Source organism: Segatella copri (assembly GCF_019249795.2).
In the GTDB taxonomy this organism is placed as follows: Bacteria; Bacteroidota; Bacteroidia; order Bacteroidales; family Bacteroidaceae; genus Prevotella; species Prevotella copri_B.
Genome location: NZ_CP156891.1, coordinates 2206341 through 2220481 on the forward strand (window position 1 = coordinate 2206341; position 14141 = coordinate 2220481).

At 48.2% G+C, this 14141-nt stretch carries 10 protein-coding genes; 8 read left to right on the forward strand and 2 right to left on the reverse strand.

The window, feature by feature from the left end:
• Positions 1-3: 3 nt before the first annotated feature.
• The gene (locus KUA48_RS09345) at positions 4-1296 is read right to left on the reverse strand and encodes a DUF2851 family protein (protein WP_218433545.1); all 1293 of its coding nucleotides are present in this window, start codon (positions 1294-1296) and stop codon (positions 4-6) included.
• 105 nt (positions 1297-1401) lie between these two features.
• Positions 1402-1815, reverse strand: a complete 414-nt coding sequence (locus tag KUA48_RS09350; protein WP_022122009.1) for a thioesterase family protein — start codon at positions 1813-1815, stop codon at positions 1402-1404.
• A gap of 238 nt (positions 1816-2053) precedes the next feature.
• Between KUA48_RS09350 and dapB the strand changes: the two genes are divergently transcribed.
• The 8 genes from dapB to KUA48_RS09390 all read left to right on the forward strand — a co-directional run bounded on the left by dapB (position 2054) and on the right by KUA48_RS09390 (position 13331).
• Complete coding sequence (gene dapB, locus KUA48_RS09355) at positions 2054-2815, forward strand: 4-hydroxy-tetrahydrodipicolinate reductase (protein ID WP_006848940.1); 762 nt, start codon at positions 2054-2056, stop codon at positions 2813-2815.
• Positions 2816-2824: 9 nt separating this feature from the next.
• Positions 2825-4273 (forward strand): signal peptidase I, encoded by a 1449-nt coding sequence (gene lepB, locus KUA48_RS09360; RefSeq protein WP_153080707.1) that lies wholly within the window; start codon positions 2825-2827, stop codon positions 4271-4273.
• Positions 4274-4289: 16 nt separating this feature from the next.
• Positions 4290-4730 carry a signal peptidase I gene (gene lepB / locus KUA48_RS09365; RefSeq protein ID WP_218433546.1) on the forward strand — a complete coding sequence of 147 codons (441 nt, stop codon included), beginning with the start codon at positions 4290-4292 and terminating at the stop codon, positions 4728-4730.
• A gap of 104 nt (positions 4731-4834) precedes the next feature.
• Positions 4835-5452 carry a WbqC family protein gene (locus tag KUA48_RS09370; protein WP_118254503.1) on the forward strand — a complete coding sequence of 206 codons (618 nt, stop codon included), beginning with the start codon at positions 4835-4837 and terminating at the stop codon, positions 5450-5452.
• A 631-nt stretch (positions 5453-6083) separates the two neighbouring features.
• The gene (locus KUA48_RS09375; RefSeq protein WP_218433547.1) at positions 6084-7676 is read left to right on the forward strand and encodes a hypothetical protein; all 1593 of its coding nucleotides are present in this window, start codon (positions 6084-6086) and stop codon (positions 7674-7676) included.
• Between the two features lie 267 nt (positions 7677-7943).
• Positions 7944-10484 (forward strand): hypothetical protein, encoded by a 2541-nt coding sequence (locus tag KUA48_RS09380; RefSeq protein WP_218433548.1) that lies wholly within the window; start codon positions 7944-7946, stop codon positions 10482-10484.
• Positions 10485-11736: 1252 nt separating this feature from the next.
• Entirely contained in the window at positions 11737-12960 is a 1224-nt protein-coding gene (locus KUA48_RS09385) for a site-specific integrase (protein ID WP_022459668.1), read from the forward strand.
• Positions 12957-13331 (forward strand): hypothetical protein, encoded by a 375-nt coding sequence (locus KUA48_RS09390; protein ID WP_038606222.1) that lies wholly within the window; start codon positions 12957-12959, stop codon positions 13329-13331. Before KUA48_RS09385 ends, KUA48_RS09390 begins: the two co-directional genes overlap by 4 nt.
• The last annotated feature ends 810 nt before the right edge of the window (positions 13332-14141 follow it).

A 14141-nucleotide genomic window follows, 5' to 3' on the forward strand; every position in this document is an offset into this window, starting at 1 on the left:
TCTTTATTTTTTCAAGTATTCGTAACCTATCCTGCACCTCAGGCATTCCTTCCTGTCGCAGTATTCCTTCTTCAGCTGTATGAGTGCCTGGCTATCCCCGGCGTTCTCTACCGGCAGACCGCATTCCTTCCACATCCTTACTATGTGGTTATTCTCGGCCTTCAGCTCCTCCAGGAAGTCGAAGGCGCGGTCGCAGTATTTCTCCTCGCCCCGGTGCCTTCCATAGGCAAAGAGGATGGGAACCACGGTGTTGATGATGAGCAGATTGAGCGAGAAAGGGGAGAGGTGCTTCTCGTTCCGGATGCTCGTGCTGCCGAAGGTATAATGGGTTTCCCAATACTCCGTAACGCTGGTTGAGAGCACCTGCTTCGCCTCCTTCACCGTGCTTGCCTCGAGCAGCTGGCTCAGCCCCGCACGGCGGTTATAATAAAGATTGGCTAACTGCGAGATGCGGATGTGAGGGAAGTTCTGCGGACGCAGGCGCAGGAAGCGCCACTGCTTGTAATCCATCGGCTGCAGCGAGAATTTATGCGAGAGATAGAGATATTCGTTCCTCAATCGGGAGAAATAGCCGTCGTTCAGCGCGTCTTTCTGATATCTTTCGGGAATGGTGTTCAGCTCCAGCAGTCCGGCTTGCCCCAGGAAGATGGCTTCTATCTGGAAGAGGTCGTCGCGGTGATGGTCTACGGCCCTCAGTGGCAGATGGTAAGCCCACTGCTCGAAGGTGTCGCCGTTGATTCCGAACCCGTAGTTGCGCGCCAGGGTCACGAAGTAGGCGTTTTCCCAATCGCCGTTACATTGCTTCACGCGCGCCTCTATCGCATCGGTTTTCTGCGATAAGCGCTCGGTTTGCAGGGCGCTCATCCAACTGTGCACGGTGAGGCGGGTGAGCGATGGGATAATCTGGTAGCAGGGAGGATACTGGTCGATGCTCAGCAGCTCCTGATAATGCTTCGATACGTTTTCGGGAATGTCGAGCTGCAACTGCACGAGGGGCTCGCCTTTCGAGTTCTTGGCTTCTACATCGATGGTTCCGCAAACGTGCAGGATAACGTTGTCGTAGCGTTCATCCTTATCATGTCCGTGCACATACCAGTCGCTTGCCTTGTCGTGAATCTCCACGTTTCCCACCCATAGGGTTCCGTTGAGTTTGATTTTGGCATTGAAGAAATCGGGCCCTGCATTGCGGTTGTGCAGTCCGGGGTCAATTACTTCCACAGCCTGGTGCCAGGTGGTGGTGAGTGGAGAGAGTGGGAAGAGCTTGTGCTTCCACACATAATGAAGAAGTTGCTCCATATTGTTTCGGCTTTTATGGTTTATAGGATTGCCTCTTTCGGAACGCAAGTTCTTCGCTCGTGTGCGGAAGGGGTATTGAAAAATCAGCTGTTAACTGTTAACCTGTTAACCCTGAGGAGAGAAGTATTTCTCGAATGCCTTGTCGTAGTCCTCGCTGTTGCCCAGCTTTCCGTTGATGAGGCAGACGAGTTCTACGGTTGCCTTGAGGCAGAGTTTCTCGTCCTTGGCACGGAAGATGTCCTGATGGAAAACATATCTCACGCCCTGCTTCTCCAGCCACAGACGCGAGAAGAATTCATCATCGCATTGCAGCGGAACCTTGTACTGCAGGTTCATTCTCGCCACCACAGCATCCACGCCTTTGTTGTGCATTTCGGCAAAGCTGAGGCCGCATTCCTTCAGAAAGAGATGGCGGGTATGTTCCATGTAGTGCAGATAGTTGGCATTGTTCACGATGCCCTCAATATCGCACTCATAATCTCTTACTTCCATCTTCGTCTCAAAAATATATCTGCTCATAATTTTCTCTTTTTAGTTACTAAATGAGGCTAAAAGCCTTAAATCACTGCAAAAATAACCAAAATTTTCTATTTATTATTATAATAACAAGGATTTTTCAAGGTTTTTCGAAGAAAAATGTGTATTTTTGCATAAAAAAAGCAGCACTCGGCAATTTGAAAGCAAGCTTTCATTGCGCTCATTTGCATTTTTTTGCCGAAAGGTTTAGAAATAAGAACAAAAATAAAAATAGATAAAGATGAAAATTGCTTTGATCGGCTACGGAAAGATGGGACACATGATCGAGGAGATCGCCCTGCAGCGTGGCCACGAAATCGTTTGTAAGATTGACGTGAATAACCCTCAAGACATCGACAGCCCGGAGTTCTGCTCTGCCGATGTTGCCATTGAGTTTACCAACCCTACTGCCGCCTACGGCAACTATCTGAAGGCTTTCTCTCACAACGTGAAGGTGGTTTCAGGTTCTACAGGTTGGATGAAAGACCATAAGGAAGACGTGGAGAAACTCTGCGCCGATGGTAAGCAGACCCTCTTCTGGGCCTCTAACTTCAGCATCGGTGTGGCCATTTTCTCTGCCGTAAACCGCTATCTGGCTAAAATCATGAATGGTTTCCCACAGTACTCTGTATGCATGCAGGAAACCCACCACGTTCATAAGCTCGATGCGCCATCTGGAACAGCCATCACCCTTGCCGAGGAAATCATCGACAACATCGACAGAAAGAAGGACTGGAAGCGTGGCGTTACTTATTGGACTGAGGATGGTCATCACGATGAGGGCGATGCAAACATTACTGATGAAGACCTGGTCATCAACTGCGTACGCGATGGCGAGGTTCCGGGAATCCACGCCGTGATGTATGACAGCGATGCTGATATGATTACCATCGAGCACAGTGCCCATTCTCGCAAGGGTTTCGCCCTGGGAGCCGTTCTCGCAGCTGAGTTCACAGCCAACCATTCCGGCTTGCTCACCACATCAGATTTATTTAAGTTCTAAGCAGAAGTTATGATAGACAAGCAGAAACAAAAACTCAATATGAAGGTACAGTGGGCGAAGTTCGCAGTGGTTCTCGCCCTCTATCTCCTCTTTCTGGTTTGGGTAGAAAGCTGGCTGGGACTCATTGTGGTTCCATTCATCTTCGATGTTTACATCACCAAGAAGATTCACTGGCAGTGGTGGAAGGATGAAGAAGGCCCTGTGCGCTTCATCATGAGCTGGGTAGATGCGCTGGTGTTTGCTCTCGTAGCGGTTTATTTCATCAACCTCTTCTTCTTCCAGAACTACGTCATTCCGTCTTCCTCTCTCGAGAAGAGTCTCCTCACGGGCGATTATCTCTTCGTGAGCAAGGTAAGCTACGGCCCTCGCATCCCTGAAACTCCGCTCACCATGCCGCTCACCCAGCACACCATGCCGCTGGTCAACGTGAAGAGCTACATAGAGTGGCCTCACTGGGATTACCGCCGCGTAAAGGGTTTGGGCAACGTGAAACTCAATGACATCGTGGTGTTCAATTATCCTGCAGGCGATACGCTCGTCAATGAGGAGCGCTATCAGGCGAATGATTACTACCAGATGGTTTACAGCATCGGCGACCAGCTGATGCAGCAGAACGGACAGGAAAAGGATGTGCGTGCGATGAACCCATTGCAGCAGCGCCACTATTTTGAGCAGGTTTATGCTACAGGCCGCAACTACATCAGCAGCATGCCGGGCGAATATGGCGACATCATCAGCCGTCCTACCGACCGCCGCGAGAACTATGTAAAGCGATGTGTGGGCTTGCCTGGTCAGACCCTGCAGATCAAGAACCACATCGTTTATCTGAACGGAAAGGCAAACAAGGAGCCTGATAACGTGCAGTATACTTATAAGATGAAGCTCAAGGGCGAGTTCCCTATCGACCTTGCCGATGAACTGGGAATCACCAACGAAGACCTGCTGATGTATAATCAGAGTGGCGTGATTCCGCTCACCAAGAAGGCTTATATGGCGCTGAAGGCGAACAGAAACCTCGTAGAGAGCATCTCTATCAATACGGATGCAACCTATGGCGACCTCTATCCGCTCAACGCCTATACCGGCTGGACAAGAGATAATTACGGTCCGGTATGGATTCCGAAGAAGGGCGAGAGCATCGCTCTGACGCTGAAGAATCTGCCTGTATACGAGCGCTGCATCAAGGTTTACGAGCGCAACGACCTGAAGGTAGACAACGCTGGCCGCATCTTCATCAATGGCAAGCAGGCGAAGAGCTACACCTTCAAGCTCGACTACTACTGGATGATGGGCGACAACCGCCACAACTCAGCCGACAGCCGCTACTGGGGTTTCGTGCCTGAGGACCACATCGTGGGCAAGCCTATCTTCATCTGGTGGAGCCACAGCCCAGATCATCCGGGCTTCTCAGGCATCCGTTGGAACCGCCTCTTCACTTTTGTAGACAATATTAAGTAAGAAAAAAAAATAAGAATTGAAGACTGCCGGCAAATTCCTAATAGCATTGGTGTTGTCGCTGCTCCTGGCTTGGGCAGTGCGCACCTATGTCTTTACTATCTTCTCGGTGCCTCAGGGCGGGCTTCCGCCCCAGCTGAAGGCAGGCAACCGGGTGATAGTGAACAGGATTGACTACGAAAATTTCGGGCGTGGCGATGTGGTTGTTTTCACCGATACGGTGGTTTACCAGCCCAAGAACCAGCGCCGCAAGCGCGTCTTCGAGTCTCATTTCATAGGCAGGATAGAGAAGCTTCCGGGTGATACGCTGCGCATCGACACCATGCAGTTCGTCATTCCAACCATCTGCTGCAAGCGCTGCGGCTGCAAGGATTGCCGCTTCTATCTCTTGAAGACGCCAACCGGCCAGCAGCTCGTTCATAAGCATCAGATGATAGGCAAAGCCTTTAAGCTGTTCTAGCTCCCTCGCGCTGCCGAAAGCTTGTCCCCCGTCTGCCCCCCGTTCCGAGCGATTCCATCGCTCGTCCCCCTCTTCATCATTAACCCTTCATAACAAAGCAGAAATTGAAAGCCCTTCTTTCTTCCACATATTTCGGCCCCATCCAGTGGTACCAGAAGCTGAACCGCTACGATGAATGCCTGATAGAGCGCCACGAGAGCTTTATCAAGCAAACCTATCGTAACCGTATGATCATCCCTACCACCAACGGCCCCCTCTCGCTCACCATCCCCACCAATCACGACATCTCTCTGTCGATGAAGGACATCCGCATCTCCGACCACGCCAACTGGCGCCACGTGCACTGGAATGCGCTCCTTTCCGCTTATGGCGAGAGCCCTTTCTTCGAGTATTATCAGGACGACATCCGCCCTTTCTACGAGAAGAAATACGAGTTCCTCTTCGATTTCAACATGGAGACTACAGAGAAGATGATAGAACTCCTCGACATCCGTCCCAGGATTTCGGTTACCGAAGAGTACATTCAGCGTGAAGAAATGGGAGCAGAGAATGAAATCAAGGATTTCCGCGATGCGATTCGTCCCAAGAAACCTCTTCCTGACCCCGAATTCGAGTCGAAGCGCTATTACCAGGTTTACGAGCAGAAATACGGTTTTCAGCCCAATATGAGCATCCTTGACCTCCTTTTTAATGAAGGCAACGAGGCGATATTCTTCCTATAAGAGAAGAGTATCGCCTTGTTGTTTTCCCTCCCGTTAACAAAACTTACTCATAGTTTTCTGTCCCGCAACTCATAGTTTTCCGCTCTAAAAAGCCCTTTTTTCTGCATCGCGATGCATTCCCCGTTCCGTCGCGACGCAACATTTCTTCCGTCGCGACGCATGATCCATCCCCCCTCGTGAGTCGTCATTTATGCCCCTTTTCAGCCATCATTTATGCCTCTCTCTAGCCATCATATAAGCCCGTAAAACGGGCTGTAGCAGCGCGTTTGAGTTTTTTCCTGCCAAGGCTCAGCCAGCCATCTTTAACAGGCATCGGGAGAGAACGCATTTCTGATGGAAGAAGGGCGCTCTGAGAGCAAAAGGTTAACAGGTTAACAGTTAACACCCCAAAAATGCATACTTCCATCCACACACTTATATAAAAATAAGTATATATATATTATTATATAATAAGGTACGCGAGGGGGGCCATGCAAAAAACGGCTGTTAACTGTTAACCCTGTTAACCCCCTCGGCTTCTCTGTCCTCTCTTTTAGGAAATTTAAACAAGAATGCTTGGTGGTTTCATCGAAAAACCTTACTTTTGTAACCTGACTGCAAACAAACGTAAAAACAATAATAACAACATAAAATGAAGAATCTCACATTCCATATCGTAGGACTCACCCATAATGACGTGAAAGGCCATGAGGTAGAGTATGCTAAAGAAGCAGAGGGGAGAACCATCTGCCTCGTGCCCGATGACGCCAACACCTTCGACATGCTGGCGGTGAAAGCTTATGACAAACAGCAGCTCATAGGCTATGTTTCAGCCCTGGAAGGCGAGGACGTACGCGCCCTCATCATCGCCCGTAAGGAGCGGAACCTGCGCACCCGCTGCATAGGCTGCAACAGCAAGAACGAGGGCGATAAGGCTGGATTGCAGCTCATGGTGAGGGCGCTCTCTGATGTTTCTGATGAGGAGATGGAGCAGGCGCGCCGCGAAATATATGATGATAAGATTTATGATGACTGGCAATACTCCGGTCCTGTGCTGCCCATCGAACAGCTCACCCGCTTCAGCGACTGCACCATGATGCTCGAAGGCGTCATCAACAGCATCATCCGTCTCCAGAATACGCTCTCTGAAGGCGCTTCGGATGAGAGCTCTTCTGCATCCAATAACTCCTCTTCTGCATCCGATAAAACCTCTTCTGAGGCAGAGAACCGTTCTCTTGATGCGGAAACTGAAGCGATGCTGCGCGAGGAACTTTCTGATTGCCTTTCTGAGGCAAGAGAGCGGCTCAGCAGTTTCCTCGAAATCCAGCGCAGCGATTATTCCCGCGAAATGACGCAGGCCAGAAGCCGCATTCTTCATAAGCTGGAGCAGATAGACGATGAGGAACTGCAGCGCCTCCGGGCCGTTCTGCTTACCGAGATGGGATTCATCACCAGTTCGGCTTACCGCGAGCGTGCGGCCTATTCTTTCTTCGTAGAAGCCCCGAATGCCATCAAGAAGAAGCAGACGGGCACCTACGATTATAAAGACCAGCTGGACGCCATAGAACAGCAGCTGCACGCCTTCCCCCACAATCTCTACCCAACATTCAAGGCCGACCCTGTAGATTTCCTCCGTCAGGTGTTCTATAAGCGTGTGCCTAGAAAGAAGATGCTCCAGCTGCTCTCGGGCATCGTGCTGCTGATTATGAATGGCTGGGTGGACGATGTGAAGCAATGGGGCAAGCACGGCGATGAGGAGTCACTGATAGCGATGAAGACTGTGGGGAAGAAACCTGCGATTGGAGAGCATAAGAAGGAACTCATGGCATTGGTGAAAAAGGCAGTCTTGAAGATTGCTGTTTATCAGAAGAGGGGATATTATGGCGTGTTTCTTTCAAAACAGGCCTATTGGTATCCTATTTTCCGCCTGATGGGCGATTGGGAATTACTCCCACCCAAATCTCCTCAATCGTTCTGTACATTCTTGGAAGAGCTATTTGAAGGCAAAAAAATATCCGGTCCGAAAGCTCGTCTCTGCGGTAGGGATGATTTGAGGCAAGCAGGAATCGCTCCCTTTTCCAACCATGAAGCTTTGAAATGGAAAGATCTGGAGCAGGAAGAATTGATTAATACACAAGAGGCAAAATTCAACCGTTATTGTGAGATTGTTGATATTTTTATGAAAATCCTGGGAGAAGAAGCTTTTAAGAAGGGTATTATGTTAGATGATTGGCTAAAAGAATAATGGGCGTTGGCAGCGGATTTGTAATCTGTTGCCAACGCTTTTTTCTTGTAGCCTGTTTCTTTTCTTCTCCCTTGTTTTATACCTCTCTTTATACCTGAATCTAAAAACTTTTACCCCTCTTGCCCGATATTTTTATACAGCTTTTACCGGCAGAGGTATAATAATGGAGTTACTTTCTTTTTCCTTATCTTTGCACCGCTTTTCAGAATGGAAGGCGGCAGGTTTCTGCAAAGAGCCTGTCTTTTACAACTAAAAAAATATAGATTTATGACACAAAAATCATTAACCTTTGATGAATGCAAGCAGCTCAGCAGCCGCATCATCGCAATGAACCCTAACCGCAGAGCGAACATGGGACAGATTTCATCCCATCTCCTCGATTACTACACCGAACTCACCAAGCAGCCTTGGCTCGCACAGCTTGTTGGTCAGATCCGTGACCTCACCGCCCAGCAGAACCAGATGATGCAGGAGGAGATGAAGGCGGGAGAGACTTACCAGCAGCTCGACCGCAAGATTACTGACCTCAAGAAGCAGCTGCCTTTCCGCTCACCTCACTACTTCCACTTCCTCGAAGACCATCGCGCCCAGAAGTTCATCGACCCAGAGGCTTTCACCTTCCAGACAACCGTAGACATTGATAATCCTGAGGAGGTTGAGCCAGCGGTGAAGAATGCCCTTCTGCTGAACGGAATTTTTGATGAGCCTACAGAGAAGCTCTTCAGAGAGAAAATCTTCTCAGCCGAAGACATTGAACTCTGGAAGGGAAAGGTGCTCCACATCGAGCGCTCAGCCCGCAACAAGGCCCACATCGACATCCGCATCCCGGTAGGAATGACCATCGCTGAGGCTCAGAGCGCCTTCTGCAAACTCATCCACGCCACCGAAGACCCTAGCTGCGTAACCCCGGAGCGCATCATCTTCATCACCGATGCGGCAAGTCAGATCTATACTGCCGACGACTGGTACAAGCGCCTGGATAAGGAAGCTGTGGCTGAATATCGTGAGGCTTACCGCAAGAGAGGACTGGATATTGACGGCCGTCCGCTGGATGTAGATTCAGCCCGTTCAGGAGCCTCTCAGAGCCAGGCATTTCAGAATGCATCTTCTGCTCCAACCGTAGATTTCGAACCCATCGAGAGCGAGGAGGAGAAGGCGAGACGGGCTGCCAATGCCGTGCAGTATGAGCAGACTTACGACGGCGTTCCTTACGGGGAGATTGTGAAGGCGCTGGTAGAGCTGATGGGCGGCGCTCCTGTCCACGGCAACCGCAACAACTTCATCTATCGTGAAGCCTGCCTGCTGAGATACATCTGTAATAGTGAGGCGGCTTGGATCAAGCAGGTAATAGAAACCTTTGGCGAAGACGAGGCGAAGGCGTTCGCCACCGTAGAGAATGCCTGCAAGGTGGCGCAATCTACCGCGATTCCAGATTTGGTAAAGCAGGCTGTAGAGACTGCTCGCAAGAATCATCTTGCCAAGCAGGCCACCGAGAAGGCGGGAATCTATGCCGATGTTCCTCCTCAGTTGCCAGCCAAGCTGCCTAAGCTCATCAAGCTGCTCACCAGCAAGGTGCCTGCCGATTTCAAGGCGGCTGTGGCAATGGCGGTCTTCCCTGCGCTTGCCGCTCATCTTAAGGGCGTAACCTTCCGCTACACGGATAATCAGGTGCACGAGGCGGCGATGATGAATCTGCTCATTGCAGCCATGTCGTCAGGCAAATCGCTCGTCAACGGACCCATCGACTGCATCATCGAAGACCTGGTTCAGATGGATAAGGTGAACCGCCAGAAGGAGCAGGACTGGAAGGACGAGGTGAACACCATGGGCGACAACAAGAAGAAGCCTGTGCGCCCGGAAGACATCTGCATCCGCATCGTTTCGCCCGACCTTACCCGCGCTGCCTACATCCAGCGTCTCGACGATGTGCAGAAGGCTGGCGATGCTTATCTCTACTGCAAGATGGACGAGGTAGACATGCTCAGGAAGTTTAACGACCCTAGCCAGCTGATTCGCCTCTGCTGGGACAATTCAGAGGACGGCCAGGAGCGAGTAGGAACCAAGAGCGTTACAGCCCGCGTAAAGACCCGTTTCAACTGGAATGCTTCGAGCACCATTGCCGTTACGCAGAAGTTCTTCTCGGTTCGTGAGGTGGCTGATGGAGCCGTGAGCCGCCTGACGCTCGCCACCATCATCCGTCCCGATTTCGCTCCGCGTCCGGAGGTGGGCAGTTATGATGCGCAGTTCAAGTCGCAGCTTTCTCCTTACATCCAGCAGCTGAACGCAGCCAGCGGTTTCAAGGAGTGCCGTAAGGCTCGCCAGCTTATCGAGCGCCTGGAGAATGAGATTATGGAGATGGCTCAGCTGGCTTACAACAAGCCTTACGCCGAGTTTGCCAAGCGTGGTCTGGCGAATGGTTTCCGCCGCGCGATGGTGCTTTATCTGGCGAATGGCGAGAAGTGGGAGAAGGCGATAGAGGATTTCATCGTATGGAGCGTGAAGTATGATCTGTGGTGCAAGATGCGTTTCTTCGGCAATCAGATGCAGGAGGCGATAGATGCAGACAGCCGCTCTGTGTGTCATACTCCCGGTGTGAGCAATCTTCTTCTCTACGTTCATGACACCTTTGACAAGACTGAGATTCAGAACATCTGTCAGGTTCATGGCACCAAGACGAAGCTTGCCATCCTGCTGTGCAACTGGAAGAAGCGTGGCTTCATCATGAAGAACGAGGACGGCACCTTCACCAAGACCGCCCGTTTCATAGCCAAGTACGGGCACTACGGAACGCCAGGAGTGGCTGCGTAGAATAGATTAGGCACGGATTATGCGGATTACACGGATGTTCTATGAGATTATGAATGTGTTTTAATTGATGTGAGAGACTTAAATCCGTGTAATCCGAGTAATCCGTGCCTGATTTGTAATGAGAATGTAAATGTTCTTGACCTTAATCAAGAAAAAAGGGCTTTTTGAAACTTTTCTCCTAAAATGTTTGTGTGCGCACACAAAAAGTTGTACCTTTGCACCAGAAAAAGAAAAAAGGATAAAAGATTGATTCAGTAAGGATAACTTACGAAATCGATTCGAGACAAGTTTGAGACCGGTTCGGAACCTGGTTCTGAGATTCGGTTGAAGACTTCTGGAAAATCTCGAAGAGATTGATTAAGAGGTTAAAAGAAAGGAAAAAGATTATGGTAATGTTCGGGATAATGACAGTAGCAGTAGTAGCATTCGCAGTAGTTGCTTGCGCAGGTATGAACCTCGGAATGAACTGCGGTAAATAAGCTACGAAGCTAAGAGAGCATAGAAATCCTCCTCCGGGAGGTAAGAAATAAAGAGAGTTAAGATTTTGTTAGGTAAAACTACAAGATTGTATATTTAAGATAACAAATTTAAGAAAGGAAAAGATTATGTTAGTATTAGGAATGATTTTCGCAGTAGTTGTTGCATGTGTAGCTGAAGTTGGTGCTATTAGCAACAAGTTGGCTTAATCGGAGATTAGCCATGCGAAGGGCTCCAAAAGAGCCGAGATTAAAAATGGCTGGCAGCAATGCACAGCTGAGTAAAAAACAGTAGGGAGCCAAAAGGGCTTCCGAAATCAGAGAGGAGAGTAAAAACTCCTTTTCATTTGAAATTCATACTGTCCCCTGAGAGTTTTCGTGATAAATTCTGATTGGGGATTTCATATATAGATTGTTAAGAATTCGTTTTAGGTTTTATAGATTTTCATTTTAGGTTTTTAGGTTTAAGTTTTTAGGTTAATTGTTAGTTGTTTTTAAGAAAAAAGAATGACTAAAAAAGCAAAAAATAGCAGATTTGAGCTTTTGTTTTGAGTTTCAAGTGGTTGTGGCAGTCGTTGGCTTTTTGTGGCATTCGTGAGGAAATGCGAAAATGGCGGATTTGAGAAGTAGAAACGCTTTCAAGTCATTACCTCAAAGAAACGCTCTAATAAGCATTTTTAACGGCTTCGGTTTTTACTTCTCAATTCTGCACAGGTTGTGAATTTGCCATGCAACTCTCATGATTTAATTTTGCACAGAACAAAAAGCAAGGAATTATGAGAAGTACATTCAAGACAGTCTTCTATGTAAACGGAAGCAAGGAGAGAAACGGAATTGTCCCTATCATGGGACGTGTGACAATCAACGGAACTATCGCACAGTTCAGTTGCAAGCTGAGCGTGACCAAGGCGATATGGGATGCCAAGGGCAACAGAGCCAAAGGCAGAAGCAAGGAAGCCAATGAGGTGAACTTTGCGCTTGATAACATCAAGGCTCAAATCGCTAAGCATTACCAACGGCTTTCCGACCGTGAGGCGTTCGTTACCGCTGAAATGGTGAGAAACGCATATCAAGGCATAGGTACGGAGTATGAGACATTACTCAGAGCTTTTGACAAGGAGAACGCAGCCTTTGCCCAACGCGTGGGAAAAGACCGAGCTGTCCGAACCTACCGCAAGTATCTGACGGTAAGAAAGTACGTTGCCGAGTTCATCAAATTTCAGTACAAGCGCAGCGATATGTCCATGAATGAGCTTACCGAGGAGTTCATCCGTGATTTTTGTCTGTATTTGAAGAATGTCATTGGACTCACGCAATCTACCATTTGGATATACTCCATACCATTGAAGCATATCGTCACGGCAGCACACTACAACGGCAAGATACAGAGAAATCCGTTTGCCATGTACCACGTTGACCCAGACCACAAGGAGCGTGAGTTCTTGACAGAGGAAGAATTGGACATATTTGCAGGAATAGAGTTGGAAAATCCCAACTTTGCTTTTGCGAGAGACTTGTTTATGTTTGGTTGTTGGACAGGTATCTCTTTCGTTGACATCAAGAATCTTACAGAGGACAATGTTGCCATTATAAGTGGGTCTCCATGGATAGTTTCTCAGCGTCAAAAGACAGGCGTACCATTCAAAATTAAACTGATAGATGCAGCCATACAGATAATTGAACGTTACAAGCCATTGAGAAAAGATATGCACTTGTTTAATATTGGCTCACTTGACATGGTAAACAAGCGTATAAAGAAAGTGGCAAAAATGTGTGGCATCAAGAAGCGAATTTCATTTCATGTCTCCCGGCATTCGTTCGCAGTTTTGGCTTTAAACTACGGTATGCCGATAGAGAGTGTAAGCAAGATACTGGGACATACGGACATCGCCACAACACAAATTTACGCAAAGGTGACAAGTACTAAATTGGAGCATGACATATCAGCTTTTGAAAGTCGAATCAAGGGGCATATGCCGACAATGGGGGGAATGGCATGAAAAGGACTGTAATCACCGTGGACGGAAATGGAATGTTATCCATTCCGTCCAACTTGCAAGACTTGTGGATGAGTGAGGGTGAATTGGTTGATATGCTTCATGTCACCGCCATGAAACTCCATGCTGTGATAAGGTCAATATACAAGGATGGTTTATTGACGGTGTCGGAAGTCCAACAGAAACAGGAAACTTCCAATGGCATTTGGCAAACGTTGTATGGCTTTCCGATGATTGTTGCCCTTTGCTTCCGTATAAACTCATACGGGGCAGCTCGGTTTCGTGCCACCATCTTCAAGAGATTGTATGGGGCAAAAGAGAAAAGTAGTGTCATCATCCTACAACTCAATAGAAGAACAACCGCCTTTAGTTGAATGTCCTCTTGCTTGTTTGTTGGCTTGGCGCTGTCGTACTGTCGTGAATAAGTACTGAAGCATAAGCATGACATTCTTACTTGTAGGGGGATGAGTTCTGTTCATAAAAATGACGGACAAAACACCCCTTATTTTTGTTGAATTGTTGAATATGATGAAAGAAGTATTGAACATCAGGTATTTACGGCTCAACATATTCTCAACAAATCTCTCAACAAAAGAAAGATAATGTTGAAAAGAGAAAACCATGAACACCATTCCTTTCTTTCTTTTTTGCCCAGTAATTTGTTGTGTAGAGCTATTTGTTGAGAGTTTGTTGAGGGTATAAGTGGTTGGTTCTCATAAAGATAACACCTATCTTCAACAATTCAACGTTTTACATGCCCTCACTTGGTACGCTGTAAAATGTGCTTGTGGATTAATTGGCAACCGCTCTATTCTCCGAAATGGTTGCAGCAACGTTCCTTGGAGGCTTTGCGCCTCCAGCCACTTGGGCGAACCTCCGCAGTGTTTTAGCATGGCATTAGATTTATGCAGACTATACCGAGGACCCACAGCACACATAACACACTCGGCATAGTTCACAAAGGAAATCAACAACACACAACTGAAACACTTGGCAAGTTTCACACTGAAAATATCACCTGTTCCTTTGCAAACTCCATGTACAAAGTAGCTTGTGTCTGTGACCTTGTTCTTTCAATGTGGCAGCTTTGATGTTTGGCGCAAATTGAGAGAATTAAGGTCTGCAACCTTGGGCATGGAAAGCCGAAAGGCAAATATCTCGTCTTTTGTTCTTAGAGGAGGGAG